The sequence below is a fragment of the Virgibacillus carmonensis genome (assembly GCF_057836705.1).
In genome coordinates, this window is sequence record NZ_JBYQFJ010000007.1 from 79,319 (window position 1) to 96,520 (window position 17,202).

21 protein-coding genes and 1 riboswitch are annotated in these 17,202 nt (G+C 37.0%); of the genes, 2 read left to right on the forward strand and 19 right to left on the reverse strand.

Going from position 1 to position 17,202, the window contains the following annotated elements; genetic code table 11:
• Position 1 precedes the first annotated feature (1 nt).
• The 3 genes from ribD to AC3G7N_RS07675 form a co-directional block, all read right to left on the reverse strand.
• Positions 2-1,096: a bifunctional diaminohydroxyphosphoribosylaminopyrimidine deaminase/5-amino-6-(5-phosphoribosylamino)uracil reductase RibD gene (ribD, locus tag AC3G7N_RS07665; protein ID WP_489421558.1), complete on the reverse strand. Its 1,095-nt coding sequence runs from the start codon at positions 1,094-1,096 to the stop codon at positions 2-4.
• Positions 1,097-1,373: 277 nt separating this feature from the next.
• Positions 1,374-1,526: riboswitch (FMN riboswitch) on the reverse strand.
• Positions 1,527-1,683: 157 nt separating this feature from the next.
• Positions 1,684-1,947, reverse strand: a complete 264-nt coding sequence (locus tag AC3G7N_RS07670; protein ID WP_489421559.1) for a phage holin — start codon at positions 1,945-1,947, stop codon at positions 1,684-1,686.
• A 98-nt stretch (positions 1,948-2,045) separates the two neighbouring features.
• Positions 2,046-2,645 carry a CotY/CotZ family spore coat protein gene (locus tag AC3G7N_RS07675; protein ID WP_489421560.1) on the reverse strand — a complete coding sequence of 200 codons (600 nt, stop codon included), beginning with the start codon at positions 2,643-2,645 and terminating at the stop codon, positions 2,046-2,048.
• Positions 2,646-3,119: 474 nt separating this feature from the next.
• Between AC3G7N_RS07675 and AC3G7N_RS07680 the strand changes: the two genes are divergently transcribed.
• Positions 3,120-4,103, forward strand: a complete 984-nt coding sequence (locus AC3G7N_RS07680; RefSeq protein WP_489421561.1) for a DmpA family aminopeptidase — start codon at positions 3,120-3,122, stop codon at positions 4,101-4,103.
• A gap of 93 nt (positions 4,104-4,196) precedes the next feature.
• Here AC3G7N_RS07680 and AC3G7N_RS07685 read toward each other — a convergent pair whose 3' ends face one another.
• The 4 genes from AC3G7N_RS07685 to AC3G7N_RS07700 form a co-directional block, all read right to left on the reverse strand.
• Positions 4,197-6,128: an ATP-dependent DNA helicase gene (locus tag AC3G7N_RS07685; RefSeq protein WP_489421562.1), complete on the reverse strand. Its 1,932-nt coding sequence runs from the start codon at positions 6,126-6,128 to the stop codon at positions 4,197-4,199.
• Positions 6,129-6,247: 119 nt separating this feature from the next.
• Positions 6,248-7,138, reverse strand: coding sequence for an RluA family pseudouridine synthase (locus AC3G7N_RS07690; protein ID WP_489421563.1), 891 nt, complete (start codon positions 7,136-7,138; stop codon positions 6,248-6,250).
• A gap of 12 nt (positions 7,139-7,150) precedes the next feature.
• Positions 7,151-7,381, reverse strand: a complete 231-nt coding sequence (locus tag AC3G7N_RS07695; protein WP_489421564.1) for an excisionase family DNA-binding protein — start codon at positions 7,379-7,381, stop codon at positions 7,151-7,153.
• A gap of 17 nt (positions 7,382-7,398) precedes the next feature.
• Complete coding sequence (locus AC3G7N_RS07700) at positions 7,399-7,965, reverse strand: GNAT family N-acetyltransferase (RefSeq protein ID WP_489421565.1); 567 nt, start codon at positions 7,963-7,965, stop codon at positions 7,399-7,401.
• 507 nt (positions 7,966-8,472) lie between these two features.
• Here AC3G7N_RS07700 and AC3G7N_RS07705 point away from each other — a divergent pair.
• Positions 8,473-9,273 (forward strand): hypothetical protein, encoded by an 801-nt coding sequence (locus AC3G7N_RS07705; protein ID WP_489421566.1) that lies wholly within the window; start codon positions 8,473-8,475, stop codon positions 9,271-9,273.
• A gap of 375 nt (positions 9,274-9,648) precedes the next feature.
• On the opposite strand, the gene AC3G7N_RS07710 is transcribed toward AC3G7N_RS07705, so the two are convergent.
• The 12 genes from AC3G7N_RS07710 to AC3G7N_RS07765 all read right to left on the reverse strand — a co-directional run bounded on the left by AC3G7N_RS07710 (position 9,649) and on the right by AC3G7N_RS07765 (position 16,980).
• Entirely contained in the window at positions 9,649-10,494 is an 846-nt protein-coding gene (locus AC3G7N_RS07710) for a DUF2785 domain-containing protein (protein WP_489421567.1), read from the reverse strand.
• Positions 10,491-11,342, reverse strand: coding sequence for an alpha/beta fold hydrolase (locus AC3G7N_RS07715; RefSeq protein WP_489421568.1), 852 nt, complete (start codon positions 11,340-11,342; stop codon positions 10,491-10,493). The genes AC3G7N_RS07710 and AC3G7N_RS07715 overlap by 4 nt, the downstream gene beginning before the upstream one ends.
• A 10-nt stretch (positions 11,343-11,352) precedes the next feature.
• Positions 11,353-11,841, reverse strand: coding sequence for an NUDIX hydrolase (locus AC3G7N_RS07720; protein WP_489421569.1), 489 nt, complete (start codon positions 11,839-11,841; stop codon positions 11,353-11,355).
• Between the two features lie 75 nt (positions 11,842-11,916).
• Positions 11,917-12,636: a nucleotidyltransferase domain-containing protein gene (locus tag AC3G7N_RS07725; RefSeq protein ID WP_489421570.1), complete on the reverse strand. Its 720-nt coding sequence runs from the start codon at positions 12,634-12,636 to the stop codon at positions 11,917-11,919.
• Between the two features lie 314 nt (positions 12,637-12,950).
• Positions 12,951-13,430, reverse strand: a complete 480-nt coding sequence (locus tag AC3G7N_RS07730; protein WP_489421571.1) for a tetratricopeptide repeat protein — start codon at positions 13,428-13,430, stop codon at positions 12,951-12,953.
• Between the two features lie 12 nt (positions 13,431-13,442).
• Positions 13,443-13,859 (reverse strand): GNAT family N-acetyltransferase, encoded by a 417-nt coding sequence (locus AC3G7N_RS07735; protein WP_489421572.1) that lies wholly within the window; start codon positions 13,857-13,859, stop codon positions 13,443-13,445.
• Positions 13,856-14,308: an NUDIX hydrolase gene (locus tag AC3G7N_RS07740; protein ID WP_489421573.1), complete on the reverse strand. Its 453-nt coding sequence runs from the start codon at positions 14,306-14,308 to the stop codon at positions 13,856-13,858. Before AC3G7N_RS07740 ends, AC3G7N_RS07735 begins: the two co-directional genes overlap by 4 nt.
• Positions 14,268-14,831: a P-loop NTPase family protein gene (locus tag AC3G7N_RS07745; RefSeq protein ID WP_489421574.1), complete on the reverse strand. Its 564-nt coding sequence runs from the start codon at positions 14,829-14,831 to the stop codon at positions 14,268-14,270. The genes AC3G7N_RS07740 and AC3G7N_RS07745 overlap by 41 nt, the downstream gene beginning before the upstream one ends.
• A gap of 15 nt (positions 14,832-14,846) precedes the next feature.
• Positions 14,847-15,266, reverse strand: a complete 420-nt coding sequence (locus AC3G7N_RS07750; RefSeq protein WP_489421575.1) for an NUDIX hydrolase — start codon at positions 15,264-15,266, stop codon at positions 14,847-14,849.
• A 23-nt stretch (positions 15,267-15,289) separates the two neighbouring features.
• Complete coding sequence (gene fosB, locus AC3G7N_RS07755; RefSeq protein ID WP_489421576.1) at positions 15,290-15,709, reverse strand: metallothiol transferase FosB; 420 nt, start codon at positions 15,707-15,709, stop codon at positions 15,290-15,292.
• Positions 15,710-15,823: 114 nt separating this feature from the next.
• A complete protein-coding gene (locus AC3G7N_RS07760; RefSeq protein WP_489421577.1) occupies positions 15,824-16,255 on the reverse strand; it encodes a VOC family protein in 432 nt (143 codons plus the stop codon).
• Between the two features lie 14 nt (positions 16,256-16,269).
• Positions 16,270-16,980, reverse strand: coding sequence for a Type 1 glutamine amidotransferase-like domain-containing protein (locus tag AC3G7N_RS07765; RefSeq protein WP_489421578.1), 711 nt, complete (start codon positions 16,978-16,980; stop codon positions 16,270-16,272).
• Positions 16,981-17,202: the final 222 nt, after the last annotated feature.

Here is a 17,202-nt window from a genome sequence, read left to right on the forward strand (position 1 = left end):
GTTATATCACCTCTTTAGGCACGGAAATGATTTTTATATCATCGCCGAGCATTTCTACTGATTTAATACTTAGCTGTAGGGCCTCATTCAGCGATTCGATACCAGACCCTGCAATTGAAGTAGGTGCGTCTTCACCGCCAATTAACTTAGGTGCCATATATGTGATGAGTTGATGAACCGCCTTCGCTTTTAGAAAACTTCCATTGACTCCTGATCCGCCTTCCACATATAGAGTCATAATCCCTTTTTCCCCTAGATAACGAAGGACCAGATCAATCTCAATTGTTTTCGTTTCAAGTTGAATAATTTTTGCATCCGTATTAGTTGTGAAAAAATTTATCTTGTCATGTGAAACACCACGTGCAACAAAAATCCACGTTTCCGCTTCACCGTCTGTTACCATTTTCGCTTCTGGAGGGGTTCTCAGATGTGTATCCAAGATAATGCGTAATGGATTCCGTCCTCCATTCGGTACCCTTGTCGTAAGTTGTGGATCATCAGCAATTACCGTATTTATGCCGACTAAAATCGCATCATTTTCATGTCGATAACGGTGAACATCAAGTCTTGCTTTCTCACCTGTGATCCACTTACTTTCACCAGTTACTGTAGCGGTCTTACCATCAAGACTTGTTGCAGATTTCAATGTTACATATGGTGTTTGAGTAGCTGCATAGTGAAAAAATGAACTGTATAACTCATTAGCTTTTTCATATCTAACACCAGTGTCTACTGTTATATTGGCTTTTTGCAGCTTTTCAATTCCTTTACCTGCTACTTGTGGATTTCTATCCACTGTCGCGATAACGACTCGCTTGATTCCACTTTTAATAATGGCATCCGCACATGGTGGTGTTTTTCCGTAGTGACTGCAAGGCTCAAGTGTTACATAAATGCTCGCATTATATGCTTTATCGCCCGCCATCTCTAATGCATGAACCTCCGCATGTGCCGTACCTGCTTTTAGATGCGCCCCAATTCCTACAATTGAGCCATCCTTTACAATCACAGCACCTACTGGCGGATTTGGACTCGTTTGACCATGTACGGATTTAGCAAGATCTAATGCAACATCCATATATCCCTCATCGTTCATAAGCCTTATCCTTCCTTTAAGCATTAGAAAGACTCGGTATTCGCCCCGTCTTGATGGCGAATGGGGAAGTTTTTCTTATACTTTATTCCTTAGAAACTTTATACTTCTTTAAGTGCAAATAAAAAGCCCTTGAAATAGGCTTCAAGGGCGTAAATGGTAGAATTTATAGGTAAATAAGCATCCTTTTCATTGGAAATGTCAGACGTACATCAAACATACGTAAGCCATTTATTTATACACAAAAAACCATGTGCATAACGAATGTACTGCTACCTAGAAATCCCTTCTCCCATCCAGACTTTAACTGTCGGCTCTGGAGTTTCACCAGATCCACCGCTTGGTTATAGGAATAACCGCACGGGTCACGGACTTAGAAGTAAGATACTTCATCACCGCCGATTGGGAATTTCACCCGACCCCGAAGGAATAATACTATGATGTTATAGGTTATTTATATAGCAAACCAGGTTAAATCGCAACTATTTAGGCTTAAGTATTTTTATTTTTAAATTAAACTTTTTTATTAATAGCAAGTACACAGAAATAAATAATCTTTTCCTGATTCCTAATAGGTTTACTCTTTCCTTCTATTTTGGTTTTTTATAACTTCTAACTTGCAAACTATCAGATAATCCTTTTGTGGTAGGGTCGTTAAGTGCATTCCAAACACTTAGGGCCACCATTGCAATTACGTACGGGTTAGAAAAAGAGTCCCACAATAAATTATACAATTTACCCCACGTAGTTAATTCATCTGCTGCAATTCCTGCATAAGCCAGCATTGGTAAAATAATAGACAATATAAGTTGAGCAATAAAGATAGGATTTTTAAAACGAACTTTTAAATTCATTAAAACAGCCTCCTTCATGGTGGATTAGTTAAAAGTAACCCTATTAACTGCTTGTAAAAATAATAGGAAGGGGGGCTGTAAATACAGCCCCTGAAAAATTAATATTTCTTATGACTATGCTCTGCAACAGGTTGAAATTCATTAGCAGGTATTGGGGTAATAGGATCTAAACAAGTTACAGCAAGAAAGTGCTTTAAATCTACGGTTATACAAATACCAGTAGCTTGAAAGTCAGTTATCGGATAATCTGCCGGAAAAAACGGACAAACTTTACTTACTGTATCCATCTTACATTCTGGGGGATCACATTCCTCTGTAACAGGAACCAATAACTCCAATCTCACACAACAGTCACTGCCTTTAACAAAGTTTTTAGCCCGGAAAACTGGGGTTTCTACACAGCCAAAGAAACTCCCGTTATCACCTCTAGGTGCCTGGAATACTCCGCTTCCTATAAATGGCTCACAAGTACCGCCACAATAAAGAATAAATGGGACGGTTGTATTTGCAGGACCCATTTGATTTCCTCTTGATAATAATTGGTGGATGGACCTATCGCAGCCAGAGGAGCAACCATTTCCCCCAACTTCATCCTGGACTTCAACAATACGTTTTACCACATCACATACACAATCATCCGAATCTCGCTTTGATTTAACGGATTTAACATTAGTTTCTCGATACTTAGAATTACTCACAGAATCTCTCCTTATCCTTAGGTTATTTCATATCCCTATTAATGTATGTAATTCTCTAAGAAGAGCCTGTTTAGGAGTCTATTTCTAGTAAAAATGAGCAAGTTGTCTATGTAATACTAGTGAAATGTGTTGATGCCTTAGGGGACGCGCCGATTCAATTTGTTAGAAAATACATAAATATAGTATAAATCGATACAAGTCTTGTTTTGATTTACCCATGAATAGTAACCTTTTAAAAAGCCAGCTGATCCCTGGCTTTTTTGTTATTTCATACAGTATCGTGAATGTGTAGCAAAAAACCGTGATATCTATGTTATCAGGGTTTTTGTTTGTTAGCGCAGGGAAAAAATTATTAAACTACTTTCCGAACTTCTGTTGACAGTCGAGTCAAAATCAGGCTAGAACTCCCTAGTTTTTGGAATTCCACCTTTTCGTGTAAAATAATACCTAAATGATTATAAAGGAGCTGTATTCATGTCCTTACTAAAGGGTAAATCAAATGGTATTACCGATGTTACAGGTGTCAAAGTTGGTCATGTCACATTATATGAAAAGATAAATGATACAGACACTATCTGTACTGGCGTAACTGCAATCCTTCCGCATAACGGGGATCTTTTCATGAAAAAGACCCGTGCTGCAAGCCATGTAATCAATGGTTTTGGAAAGACAACCGGTCTGATTCAAATAGATGAGCTTGGATTATTGGAATCGCCGATCATGCTTACCAATACATTTAGTGTCGGTGCTGTCATGCAAGGGACACTCCAATATATGCTCGATCAAAACGACAAAATTGGGGATTTGACTAGCTCTATTAATCTCGTTGTAGGTGAATGTAATGACAGTTTTCTAAATTCGATGCGTGTCCAAGCTATTAAACCTGAGCACGCTATAAAAGCTATTAAAAATGTAAGTTCCGATCCTGTTGAACAAGGGGCAGTTGGAGCAGGAAAAGGTATGATGTGTTTCGGTCAGAAAGGCGGAATTGGAACAGCTTCACGGGTTGTCACCGATCAACATTCCTACATAGTTGGATGTCTTGTTCTAAGTAATTTTGGAAAGCCAGAAGATGCATTATTTGCTGACCTAGCACAAACAGAAACCGATACACCCGATGGTTCCATTATGATAATTGTCGCAACGGATGCACCCCTTTATGACCGCCAGTTAAAACGGCTAGCCAAACGCTGTGCAGCAGGGCTTGGACGCACTGGCAGTCATGTCGATAACGGCAGTGGTGACATTGCGATAGCCTTTTCTACCGCCAATCCCTATGAACATACGTCAAAACACCATACAGAATCCATAAAATTTATTCGGGATGACCACCCTATCATGAATCAACTATTCCAAGCAGTAATTGAAACAACTGAAGAAGCTGTATTTAATTCATTGAAATATGCTGAAACTACTACTGGACGCTCAGGTAGAGTTGTTAAAAAGGCTCCTTTATAAAGTAAAGACACACTCCACAGTATTAACCGGAGTGTGTCTTTTATAAGTAATTTGATATAATCTAAATAAGAAGCATCAATGCCAATGCACAGTTTATTTCCACTCCACCGTAACCGGCAATACTTCCTCAATCGTTTGTTGATACATCTTATTTTCTTCCGCAGTCACCCAAATATGAATGGTTCCGTAATCATCGTTCGTACGAATCAGTCGCCCGATTCCTTGTCGTATGCGGAGGACCATATATGGCGCATCAACTTCTTGTTCCGGATATTCTGCGTGCTTTCGTTTAGCTTGAAAGACCGGATCTTTTGGCGGAAAGGGAAGCGATGAAATAACCACTTTTGTTAAAGCTTCTCCAGGTACATCCAATCCTTCCCACAAATTGTAGGAGCAAAGCACTGCTGGTTGATCAGTCTGGAAATCCCTTACTGTTTTACTGATTTCCTGATCACCTTCATACAACATTGTGAATGGCAATGTTTGATCTACTGCCCACTCACGGAAAAGATCCATTTCTTCATTCGACGAAAATAATACCAGGGACTTACCGTTATTATCGAGTAATTGTTTACCAATATTCAACCACTTATCTTGGACATTCGATTCAATATGTCCGTTTATTTTCATTTTCTTCTCGTAATCAAATGGGGAAGCAACCGAACAAGAATCATACTTGTCAATTCCCAAGCTGCTAGCCAGGTGGGAAAAGTCCTTGCCCCGGGACAATGTTGCTGACGAAAAGACAAACGGAATTTTTTGAGAAAATACTTCCTTTTTCAAAACATCCTCCACTAGTCGTGGCATAATAACCAATGTACTAGTCGTGTCGTTTTCCTCAAGCCAAAATATTCCTTCGTCATCCTTCAGTAAAATAGATAGTCCATAAGAGAAAAACTCCAAGTATTCCTCGATTATTTTCACATGATAATCCTCTATCGTAAACAGCTCTGCATCGAACACTAATTCTTCAAGCAATTGCTGAACGTTATCGTGCAGACGTTGCGCTATATCAATTATGTTTTCCGTTAGAGAAATTTCAATACGATTAGACCCTTCCACTACCGAAGCGTTATCACTTAACATATTGAACCACTCTTCGTGTAATAGTAGAATATCTTCAATAAGTAAAAGTGATTCCTCTCTTACATCCTGCCCCATATACCCTGTTAATACCTTATTCAACGCCTCGAAGTTAAAACGATACGTTAGGCCTTTCTGTGCAGCAAATTCCAGCAAATGGCCTTCATCAAAGATAACACTACTCGAATCTGGCAACAACGGCAGTTGACCCTCACGTTTTCGTGACTCCTTCGTCCAAACATGTTCCATATAAAAATCATGGGAGCAAATAATGAGATCTGTCGCATGACGATAATAGTCCCTATTCAATGTTTGCCCACTGCGGTGGCGCCATTCACAAGTTGAACATTGCTGTAGTGGATCCCAGGCAATTTTTTCCCATGTCGCGTTTGATACCCATGGATATTCTTTCCGGTCTCCGTAACGCTCGAAGGATTTCATTGATGCACTCGTATCAAATACAAAATCAGGAATTTGATCATGAACTTGTAAAATGCTCTTGTCGTTTGTTTGATTCGCAAGTGGATCGAGTTTTTTAATACATACGTACTGTTCCCGTGCTTTCGCTAATCTAACGTCAATGTTCAGGCTTAATGCTTCCTCAAGCTTCTCAATATCTCCGCCTTTTTTAACGAGCTGCTCAATTAATGTCTCGTCAGCGCAAGTTATGATTGCCGGTTTCCCACGATAGCGTGCATAGCAAATAGCGTACAGCAAATAAACAAAGGTCTTACCTGTTCCAACCCCCGCCTCTGCAAAAATCGTGCGTTTATTTTTAAAAGCCTGTTCCAATTGGAAGGCCATATATATTTGTTCATCACGCAGTTCATAACCTTTTTCAGGCAAAATGTCATAAAAAACATCGCCAACATATTCCCCTAAACGGTCAAAAAAGTTCTCTGTCTTTTCCACTGTAAATGGAAGTGAATTATTTCTAATCATTGTAAACTCCTCTTTAAAGAAAAAGTACCTGGCACCACCCAAATTTTGAAGAAAAATAGTATGTGCCGGAATGTTTTTCGTTTTCTATGTAAAAAATGTACGCCGTAAAACGTACACTTTTACTTAAACTTACGTATAAAGGCTTCCGGAACGTCCGCTTCAAAGTGCAAAAGCTTACCTGTTTCAGGATGTTCAAAGGCTAAGACACTAGCATGAAGACCTAATCGTCCAATTGCATTTGTGTTCGATCCATATTTTTTATCCCCGACAATCGGATGTCCAATATCATTCATATGAACGCGTATTTGATTTTTTCTTCCCGTTTCCAAATTAACTTTCAATAGTGACAAATGCTTATTCGACTGTTGCTTTTGATAATGGGTTACAGCACGTAGTCCATCCCCATCTTTTGGACTTGAATACATAACCAATGTACTGCTTTCTTTTAACCACGAAGTGATCGTTCCTTCAACTTTCTTAACTGCCCCATCTACAAGTGCCATGTAAGTCCGCTCTTTTACGATGCTCTTCCAATTATCTTGAAGTGTTCGCTTAACCTTTTCGCTTTTTGCAAATACCATCACACCTGATGTATCACGGTCTAGTCGGTGAACGACAAAAATACGGTTCTTTGAATTCTCAATACGAACGTAGTCCATTAACTGGCTATGTGCAGTTAAGTCTTTCTCTTTTGCAGATGCTATCGAAAGTAACCCTGCATCCTTGTTAATCACAATAATAGCTTTATCTTCATGGATAATAGAAAATCCAGTCATTTTATTAACCTTGGCTGCAACTTTATTTTTAAGAATCATCACAGTTTGTCCAGTTTTTAGCTGATAATTGTGTTTCGTTGTCGGAACATCATCAACCGAAACCTGTCCTCGTGTAAGAATAGATTTAACCGAATTTCGGCTACGGTTTTCCATTGCTTTTAATAAAAATGGCAATAATTCCATTGGCTCTTTTGTGATGTAGGTTTCATGGTTCAACCTCTTATTTTGTTTCATCAACTAACTCTCCTAATCCTCGTCCTTAACATCCATATCCTCTGGTATAGGTTCATCCAAATAATCCTGTATCATTTTTTTATATTTTTCAACTTGCTCAAAGTGAGTGGAAAATTGACTCTGATTAATTAAAAGCTGTTCACCATCATGAATCGTGCGTATTCGCTTTTGTTGGATGAGTGTTTTTAATTGAGGTTCAGGTATGGATAAATGATCAGCCGTTTCTTTTATCGTTAAGTACATAACAGTAACCCACCTTTTTACTCCGTTCTTATTTTAGCATACATACACGTATCTCTCAGCTCTTTACCATCAACTGATAAATCCTCATTTCTAATAATACCTTCTAAATCAAATCCCAATCGTTCAGGAATTGCACAACTTTTACGATTACGCGTATCACATTGTATTTGCACACGATTTGCACGAAGTTCGTTAAACGTGAATTTTGTTAAACCAGCAACAGCTTCAGTCATATACCCTTTTCCACTCAACCGCGTATCAGCCCAATAGCCAATTTCAAATTTCCGTACGTCCCAATCGATGTTATGTAAGCCTGATGATCCCACAAATTGGTTGGTCTCTTTAAGAAAAACTAGCATTCTCAGTTTCTCTCTTTTCAAGAAACTTATGTGTGATTCGCGTGTATTAATTTCCGTCTCCTCTTCAGTTTGGCCATTTTGCGCAAAACCCATCCATGGTTTCAGTTCATTAATAGAAGTATTAATTGCATCATATATAGCCTTTCCATCGCCTGGCATAGGCATTCTTAAAAGTAATCGTTCGGTTTCAAATTCATGCGGAAAATTCAGTAAAATTGGGTTCATAAGCGTCATATCCTTTTTTTGAGTTCTAAAAAACATATACGATTACTCGGGAAAATGCAACATAAAATTTTTAAATAAAGGTTATGAATACCTTGTTTCAAAATCTAAAATTAAAACTTCCCTTGAATGATATATTACTATTAATGTATGTATTCTTTTTTTATAAGTTTGTTTAGAAGTCTATTTCTACTAAAAATGAGCAAGTTGTCCTATGGATAGTAATAAAATGTATAGATACCTTAGGGGATGTGCCAATTCATTTTGTTATCAAACACATAAACATAATATAAATCGATACAAGACTTGTAAGATTTACCCCATGAGTATCACTCTTCGTAGAAAGCCAACTGATCGCTGGCTTTCTTTTTTTTCAGAAAACCCTTTTGACCCCATGAGTTTAGACGAATCACTCCAACATGAGACAAGAGCTTGTTTTTTAATATAATAGACTATTGACCGTTTCGTAATGGCTTTTATTTTCATTTATATAAAGTAGGAGGTGAGAAAATGGTATATTACAAATCAAGAAAAAAGAATTATTCAAAAAAGAAATACGAAGAAGTTTGCGAATTACCTGAACAAAAGGAGGAAACAGAAATGGGTTATAAGTATCACAATGATTGTGATTGTCATAAGGAATATGACAAATGCGATAAATGCGACAAAAAATGTAAGTGCAAGGAAGAGGAAAACAGATTTATTGAATTTGATGTAGATGAGAGTACATCAGTAACTTTTCCTGGTACTAACGGTAATGGTTTTAATGGTAATGGTTTTAATGGTTTTCCAGTAAATTCACTTGCTCAAGTGAAAGTCGATGTGTCTGATGAGGATAATGAAGTCTTATTGCAGGCAACAGTAGAATGGACACCAAATGATGTCAGCCTAATTGCGGCTGTGGTTCTTGTGCTAGTAGCAGCAGGAGTTGGTGTACCTCTAGGTATAGAAGGTACGTTTAGGATATTCAGAAGCTGTAAGGAGGGCCATTCACCAGTACCGATTTTTGAAACAACAGATACGTCTATTGTCAATTCACTTGATATTGGTGGTCTTGTTGCAGGCCCAGCTACGTTACCATTCAGCACAATAACTACTGGTTTTCACTATGTAGATCAAAACCCTTGTTGTGGAGATAATCGTTACTACCTGACACTGAATCTTGCCCTTGCAGATGATCCTAGTATTACTATTGGTGACGATACTGGGTTGCTTTCATCGTTTTTGCCAACTTTAACTTTCACTTCAGAAACCAGAGTATTCACAGCAACAGAGATTGAAGAAATAGATAGGAAGCACGGAAAATATTAATTTGCTATTAGAAAATAGAGTTGAATAGTGAGAATGAGAACGAGTAAATAAGCAAATTAATACACCTAAGTAGCCTGTTCCCGATATTCTATCGGAACAGGTTCTTAAATTTTATCAGTTTTTAAAATACGAACCTATGCAAAAAATAATATTGTATGAATGTATAGATTTAAAACCGAAGTAACAGTAATCACATACATATAATATATATATCGATGTTTCCCCTGCCTCTACCTATAGGTTATTTCCTTATTACTTCGGGGCACACGAAAATACCACAGTTACAAACCGCAGGAGGGGGTAAAATTTTATCTCCTTTAACTTTTAAAAAAACACCCCTTTTCCAGGAATGCTTTCGATTGTATATATAAGAACTCACATTTGATAATACGGTTGATTTATCTCTTTAAGAGCTTGCTTTATAGAATTTCTGATTTCTAGGTTTTCTCCTATCGTTTCTAGATGAAAATATAAACTTCTTAAAAACTGCTTTATATTTGCTCTATATATAAAATATGTTTGATCACCTGTTGAAAAGTTTTGCTTTAACTCACGTTCAATTTCGACAACTTTCTCACAAACCACTGATTTACTAAACCCTCTTTGCAACATAGCTATGACTGGGTTAGCCATTCGTTCATCTTCTTCATAATGAAAGTAATCCTTATTGAAAGCCATTTTATTAAAAATAGCTGTGAAAATGTTTTCTGCGTTTCCAATTGATAGATTCGGTTGTTTAACTAACTCGTCTAGAGCATCCGCTACGTGTGCAATACTATGCGCCCAACCTTTTTCTTGAACAAGTCCTCTAACATCCTGTTCTTGATCAAGGTATTTTAATAACGATACAGAAATCTCTTCAATATCATTCGAAGCTAAAAAGTTTTTTTGTAAATTAACGAGTAAAATCATAGCAATAATTAAGGAAGAAAACGATCTCGTAAAAACTGAATCTCCCCCGAACTCTCCGATTTTATAAAATAAATGGTCGCTGTCCAAGCAGTTTGTCAGTATACGCTTAAGTTCTTCGTCTGAATAAGAATCTTCAAGTATTAGCTGAGAAAAGGAACTGTAGATCAATTCATCCCTTAATTCTGGATCAACATTTCCTATTTCTCTGAGCATTGCAGCAGTGAGTTCAGAAATATTTATGGATTCATCCATTTGAAAATCGTTACGTTTATAGGTCGTCAGCGTTTTTTTCAATTCAGTTGCATTCATGCGTCTTGTCTCTCCTTAAAATTATCGATTTCCGATTTGAATAGTTGTTTTTCTTCCAAGAATGGATAATGGTTACTTTCGTGAAAAACGACCAATTTGGAACTTGAAATTAACTCATTCATTTCCATTGAATATTCCAATGGACATTGAACATCATATTCCCCACAAACAATTAGGGTGCGTGCAGTTACTAACTTCAGCTTTCGTGTCACATCGAATAATGGAAGCTCACGGTTAAAGAAATTCATTCGAGCTGCTGACATTTTCTTATGTATATCCTGATCAAACCATTCATCATATCTATCAGGCAGATAAAGCGACAACTTTGTCCGCTCAATTGAAATATTCGTCCTATCATGTGCAGATAAATTGGACCTTTTAAGCGTTTCTATCAGCTCCTGCATTCTGTTGTACTTGGAATGCTTCGAATTATAAATACAATTTGGAGAAAAAGTAGCAAATTCCCTGGCAGCAGCACCAACAATTACTAAGGAATCTAAGCTATTCGAAAAGTAAATTCCATACATGATTCCCAACATACCACCAGTAGAATGCCCTGCAAAGACCCATTTGCCTATTTCGAGTGATTCACGAATTGCTTCTAGATCAAAAATCGTTTCAAGCATGCTAAATTGATAAGGTTCATGCGCTTTCTCCGAGTTTCCCGCTTCCCTTAAATTCACCAAATAAACCTTGTGACTATGTGTAAAAGAATCAGCAAAATAATCGCCGGTCTTATTAAACTCTGAATATAGATGTGTTACACAAAGAGGAGCACCACTACCTTTTGAGAAAACCTCAAATGTACCGCGTTTCGTAGTTATTAACTCTTTTTTCCAACTACCCATAGTTATTTTCTCACCTCTTAATCTGCCAGTCCTTATAGTTAACTCGATTTAATCCCAGCTCTTTAGTCTTAATCCATTCAAATGCTTTCAGAACTAATGGTGATGCATTTCCTACTGATACTTCATCTTTTGATACCCAAAGTGCTCCATCCGAATCTTGCCCTTCAAACTGCTCTGGCTTGGATAATTCTCCGCCAATCTTTTTCACAGAATAGAAAATTGCAATGTGATGCACATGTGTATACTTTTTCCAGTCCCATGGCAGCATAAAATCAATCGTGCCTATATTCTTGGTTATTTCAATTTCCAACCCTGTCTCTTCTAAAAATTCTCTTTTCATCGCATTTGTTAAACTTTCTCCATCTTCCAATCTACCACCCGGAAGATCATATCGGTTTATATATGGTCCACCGTTTTTGTCAATTACTAGTAGCCTATTATTTTCCTGGTAGATTCCGTATACACCCATTGTACGGTGAAACTTTTTATCATGTGCCATATCTTACAACCACCATTTCTCTTTGGGAATACAGTTTGATACCATGTATTGAATCCTTTGATTTAGATTTGATAGTTAATCCTTTCCTATTGAAAAACCTCTAAATAATCGTCCACCAAAAGGTTTAAGTATAGTATGAACTAGTTTAATAATCTTTTCTTTTTCATTGGTTTTATAAAAAGCATCAAAGGCTTCTACAAATTCCTCCGCAACATTTTCATCATATTGTCTCAATGCCCTGACAATCCACTTTGAGGAACCAATCCAATGCCCATTTGTTCTAAGAATAAATTCATGAACTGCTTCAGCTAAAGAATTGACAATAAAAATCTGCTCACTTCTACTAGTAGACCCGATAAAGTCGTCCAGTGAGTCAGTGATAAAATATCGTTTTTGTTTAATTGTTTCTTCCGTCCACTTTTCTGGCCCCTTGTCTAGTATTTCATTGGCTTCTTTTTTGATTAATTCCATTACACCAGTGTCTTTTAAAATAACGCCTTCTGAAATCATCCTTTGCAAAGATGGTCTCGCTCTTATATAATCACTTTCAAAGAATTCTTTATAAGAAGTAAGAGTGTGCACAAAAACCTCAATAGGCCATCCGAATTCTACCAGAGATTCCCTATATGCAGATTTAATCGTATTATCTATTACCACAATATCGAGATCAGAAGTACTTGTTTCTTCCCCTCTTACTACACTTCCACCTAATACGGCTCCAAGAGATCTAGGGAAAAATTGGTCGGTGAATTGTTCTGCTGCCTCTATTGGTAATAATCGTTTATCTTCGTCCATTATCATCCTTCTCCTATAACTAGGTTTCATTTCAATTTCCTTACCAGCTAATTTAATACCTTTAGCATCGTAAAATTAAACTATAATTCAAGCTGTTTTTTTCTAGTCGTGTTGTATATTTCAATCCATTTGTCTGCTTCACTTACCATTCACTTTCCAAAATGATGTAAAATCTCTATTATTTTCTCGGTGTTGGTAGAAGGATTAATAGCAAGATTAAGCACAACTCTCATGTCTTCTTCCTTTTGCTGATAATGCTCGTAAAATAATCGATATTGATCGCTCTAAATTTTATATTCATTTCATATTTCCTTTCAAGATTCATCCAGAAATTCCGCATAATAATGTAAAGCTCTGCTATAATTTTGAATTCCTTTATCACTTGTTGTTTTTAGAAGTGTATGTAAAACTGTTTTCAATGCTTTAGAATGATCATCCAAACTGTAAAGAGTTAACGCTTTAAATACTTGAATTGGCTCATATTCTGGATATTCCTTTTCTCCTTTCAGCAAAATTTCAAGCGACTTTTGAAACTCGCCTATAACTTTGTAGGTGCTGCCTAAACAAACATAAGCATCTCTTAAAAGCTCATCTGGTAATCCTATTCGAATTGCTCTTTCATAATACTCAACCGCTTCCTCTTCTAAATTCATTCCGTCATGTGTTTGAGCGCAATGAAAATTCAGTTCAGCATTCATATGATCCTGTCTAACTAGTTCAATAAACAATTGTCTAGATTGTTCTTCTTCACCATCATCTCTCAACTTTAGTGCACGTTCTAATTGACTGTTCATATTACCCTCACCTTATTCCTGTATGGTTTTGCGAAATCCAGAAAAGCTCCGAAACCCCTGTTTTTCATAAAACGTTTTTGAACTGCTTAAGCCAAGTAATTCCATTCGTGTTTTAGGGTAGAGATTATGAACATGCTGTAAAAGCCTTTTCCCAACTCCGGATCCACGAAGTTCTTTTCCTATAATAATTTCACAAATATATAGGGTGATTTGTTTGTCTGTCATACCCCTTAAATAACCTGTAACTTTATTATCTACCGTAACTACGTAAGTAACGTTAGAGTTTCTCCAAGCTTCTTTTGTTTCTTCATCTCTATCAACTAATGTTTGCCAACCTTCAAGAGTATTCAAGTTTTGAATTTCAGCAAAATCTTCTTCGTTATAAATACGAATAATCGCTTCCTTGTCATTCTTTAATGTAAACTTCATGCCAATTCCTCCATAAACGTTTTTATCACTTTATAATCTGGCGGACTAATAGTTGCAGGGAGCTCATCTAATTGGAAAAACTGTAAAGCCTGAACTTCATCGCTATCTACTGCCAGTTCCCCTTGATAATTTCTGCAGATGTAGGCCGAAATTACATTATAGGCCTCATCACCATGAGGATATTTATAATAAAAATCCTCTCCAGAAAATATCTTGAAAAAGATTAAATCCCTTGCTTCCAGACCTGTTTCTTCTCGCAACTCTCTTATCGCAACATCTTCTAGTGTTTCGCCAGGCTCCATCGAACCTCCTGCTAATCCCCAACAATTATTGTCTTTTCGTAGTTGTAGTAATAACCTTTTACTTTCATCTAGTAATAAAACACTGGACCCTGCTATAATAAGCGGTCTAGATCCTATTTGCTTTCTTAAGTCCATTATGTATCCCATGAACATGTCCCTCCTCTAGATAGGTTTCTACCGCTTTGTTGTCAGATAAGACTATCAAATTACCGTTATATGTATCTATCTTTTTCAATATATGCGGTTTATCTTTTTCAAACATTTTATTCCACTTGAACATTTTCCAAAATATTTTGAAAGAGGGAACATAATTAGCCTTTTCATGACCAGCTTTTTGTAGTATAAACCTCCGAATTATTCTGTATGTCCGTAAAGAATAACTTAAATCTAAAAAAATAATAACATCCGCTCGCTCAAAACTTTTCATTACCCAGTCAATGCTATGGACACCTTCTACTATCCACGCATCGGCGTTTATTATTTTAGAAAAATATTCATCTCTTTCCTGAGGAGATCTTTTCACATCGTGTACACCTTCATTTTCTCGTCTTTTCCAAACCACATTGTCTAATTCATAGCAGGCTATGTCCATCTTTTTCGATAACCTTCTTGCAAACGTGGTTTTACCGCTTCCAACTGAACCGATAATATGTATTTTTTTAAGTTGCATATGACCACCACTTTATTAAATTTCACTCTTAAACTCTACTAAAAATGGGTGTTTTTCTTCATCCAAACAGCTTAGGATTCTTTCGCGGAAATTGTTCCATGTTACCATTTCCAGAGCCTCATTAAGTGGAAAATAACCAACTTCTAAACTCTCACTGCTAGTAGTCAATTTCCCACCAACTGGTTTACCCAAAAACAATGTATTACAAATGCTTCTGGAAACGTTTTGGTAAATCCCGCAATACTTTATTATATCAATATCAATTCCCGACTCTTCTCTTGTTTCTCTAATCGCTGCGTCAGTTAAAGACTCGCCTTTTTCTACTTGACCGCCAGGCATTTCCCAACCTCTACGCGGACCTTTGATTAGCAATAATTGATCTTTTTCGTTTAGAACGATTGCTGCTGCAGATACGATATGTTTTGGAATACTCATGTAATGTAGTACCTCCACCTTTTTTAATAGAAAGTCATATGCTTTTTATCCTTTTTATAGAAATCCATTCGATCTTGCAGAGTCCCTGTATGAAATTCAAATTTGTGTCCATCAGGATCGGTGAAATAAATAGATCGCTTATCCTGCTCATTTCTTTTTCTGCCTTCAAGAATGTTTACACCTAGCTTTTCAAGATGCTTACAAGCCTCATCAAATTCACTTTCATCAATACTTAATGCCGTATGTGTATAGGACGCTTTAATCTCTTGACGCGGAATATCTTTTTCTAAATTTAGCGCAAGCCATATTCCATTTAAATCAAAATAAGCTGTTGTCTTTCCTTTGACGAGTAGCTTTGCATGAAACACATTTTGATAAAATTCAATTGACTTTTCCAGATCCGAAACAGAAAATAAAAGGTGATTAATTCCTTTAATCTGCAAAACACGATACCCCCTTTTTTCTAAGGTACAACCAATTTTAGTTTTATACGATCAGGGTTTGAAATACACCGCTATGGTCTTCACCACCTGTTTGCTGGTTGGGATACAAAGTAGTTACTCAATAATCAGCATATCGTTTTCATCGAACTCCCAGTTATCACCAAATGCCACTTCCCAATAATAGCCATCCGGGTCTGAGAAATAGCCGCTATAGCCTCCCCAGAATACACGTTCCGGAGGTTTTACAATGGTAGCTCCTGCCTTGTTAGCTTTTTCCATAACTTCGTCAACCTCTTTCGCTGACTTTGCATTGTATGCTAGAGTTATTCCTGAGAATCCATTTCTAGTAGCTGGTTCGTTTCCGTTTATATCCTTGACCAGTTCATCTAAGGGATATAAAGCTAATTTTGTCCCAGCATTATTGAAGAAAACAACAACTGGGTTTTCACTTTCCTCTCTTGTTTTAAAACCTAAGCCGTCTCGATAAAACTTTAACGAATCACCAATATTCGTTACGCCAAGTGTTATAAGATTCAATCTATTCATTTTCAAGTTCTCCTTTATCCATTTATTTTTTCCCCTAAATACGCTGTATCCATTTTATCTTGTATGATGCCTTGGTATGTAAGTTTTACACTGTAAGCATTGGCATTTGGTCTGGAACTGATTACCTTTTTGATTTCTTCCCCAACATAATGAATAGCTACCCCATTATCTGCTGCAATACCATCTTGAATGACCCGGTTTTTAATTAATTCATGAAAGGTAATTCTTTTCTCTTCTCCATCGTCGTAGTGCACGCAATTACTCCCCTTAATTAGACCAAGCGACCTTATAGGTTCATATCCATCGCCATACGAATCTGTGATCCCTTCTTCAAACCAACATATGGAGCCTGCACTAATCCCAGCAAGTATTATCCCCTTGTCCCAAGCCTTTCTAAGGATTGTATCTAGACCCCACTCTTTCCATAAAGCCAACAAATTTTTAGTACTTCCTCCACCAACGTATATAATATCCTGTTCCAAAATGAAATCCTCTATATTTCTAGTTGACGGATTAAAAAGTGACAGATGAGAAGGCTTACAATTTTGTTTCCTAAAAAAGTCATAAAAACGATCAATATAACCTTGTGCATCTCCACTGGCAGTACCTAAAAAACAAATAGTTGGGATCGCTTTCCCAGATTGCTCTAAGATATATAAATCTAGCAAAGGATTATCGGGCTCCATTGAGAACCCGCCACCACCTAACGCAATAATTTGTTTCATGTTGTTCACCACCTCTTCGTGTACACCATTCATTGTTTAACTTTGTGCAATTTATCCAATGGAACACCAGTCTCGATGTAGCTTCTTACCATCTTCCAGTGTACACCAGCTGTAAGCACTCTTAAAGCTTTCATATGGATTGGTAAAACAAGTCATTACAAGTCCTCCTTTATAACTTATAATTGGAGATAAGTTGTGTTTAACAGCGATTTTCAATCTTCT

What these genes read in the sequence shown, in the direction of transcription:
- AC3G7N_RS07760 (WP_489421577.1), bottom strand. Translation starts at nt 16,255, where the DNA reads ATGAATAGATTGAATCTTATAACACTTGGCGTAACGAATATTGGTGAT.
- AC3G7N_RS07700 (WP_489421565.1), bottom strand. Translation starts at nt 7,965, where the DNA reads ATGAACCCAATTTTACTGAATTTTCCGCATGAATTTGAAACCGAACGA.
- AC3G7N_RS07730 (WP_489421571.1), bottom strand. Translation starts at nt 13,430, where the DNA reads ATGAACAGTCAATTAGAACGTGCACTAAAGTTGAGAGATGATGGTGAA.
- AC3G7N_RS07720 (WP_489421569.1), bottom strand. Translation starts at nt 11,841, where the DNA reads ATGGCACATGATAAAAAGTTTCACCGTACAATGGGTGTATACGGAATC.
- ribD (WP_489421558.1), bottom strand. Translation starts at nt 1,096, where the DNA reads ATGAACGATGAGGGATATATGGATGTTGCATTAGATCTTGCTAAATCC.
- AC3G7N_RS07740 (WP_489421573.1), bottom strand. Translation starts at nt 14,308, where the DNA reads ATGGGATACATAATGGACTTAAGAAAGCAAATAGGATCTAGACCGCTT.
- AC3G7N_RS07715 (WP_489421568.1), bottom strand. Translation starts at nt 11,342, where the DNA reads ATGGGTAGTTGGAAAAAAGAGTTAATAACTACGAAACGCGGTACATTT.
- AC3G7N_RS07735 (WP_489421572.1), bottom strand. Translation starts at nt 13,859, where the DNA reads ATGAAGTTTACATTAAAGAATGACAAGGAAGCGATTATTCGTATTTAT.
- AC3G7N_RS07685 (WP_489421562.1), bottom strand. Translation starts at nt 6,128, where the DNA reads ATGATTAGAAATAATTCACTTCCATTTACAGTGGAAAAGACAGAGAAC.
- AC3G7N_RS07680 (WP_489421561.1), top strand. Translation starts at nt 3,120, where the DNA reads ATGTCCTTACTAAAGGGTAAATCAAATGGTATTACCGATGTTACAGGT.
- AC3G7N_RS07690 (WP_489421563.1), bottom strand. Translation starts at nt 7,138, where the DNA reads ATGAAACAAAATAAGAGGTTGAACCATGAAACCTACATCACAAAAGAG.
- AC3G7N_RS07705 (WP_489421566.1), top strand. Translation starts at nt 8,473, where the DNA reads ATGGTATATTACAAATCAAGAAAAAAGAATTATTCAAAAAAGAAATAC.
- AC3G7N_RS07725 (WP_489421570.1), bottom strand. Translation starts at nt 12,636, where the DNA reads ATGGACGAAGATAAACGATTATTACCAATAGAGGCAGCAGAACAATTC.
- AC3G7N_RS07745 (WP_489421574.1), bottom strand. Translation starts at nt 14,831, where the DNA reads ATGCAACTTAAAAAAATACATATTATCGGTTCAGTTGGAAGCGGTAAA.
- AC3G7N_RS07750 (WP_489421575.1), bottom strand. Translation starts at nt 15,266, where the DNA reads ATGAGTATTCCAAAACATATCGTATCTGCAGCAGCAATCGTTCTAAAC.
- AC3G7N_RS07670 (WP_489421559.1), bottom strand. Translation starts at nt 1,947, where the DNA reads ATGAATTTAAAAGTTCGTTTTAAAAATCCTATCTTTATTGCTCAACTT.
- AC3G7N_RS07710 (WP_489421567.1), bottom strand. Translation starts at nt 10,494, where the DNA reads ATGAATGCAACTGAATTGAAAAAAACGCTGACGACCTATAAACGTAAC.
- AC3G7N_RS07695 (WP_489421564.1), bottom strand. Translation starts at nt 7,381, where the DNA reads ATGTACTTAACGATAAAAGAAACGGCTGATCATTTATCCATACCTGAA.
- AC3G7N_RS07765 (WP_489421578.1), bottom strand. Translation starts at nt 16,980, where the DNA reads ATGAAACAAATTATTGCGTTAGGTGGTGGCGGGTTCTCAATGGAGCCC.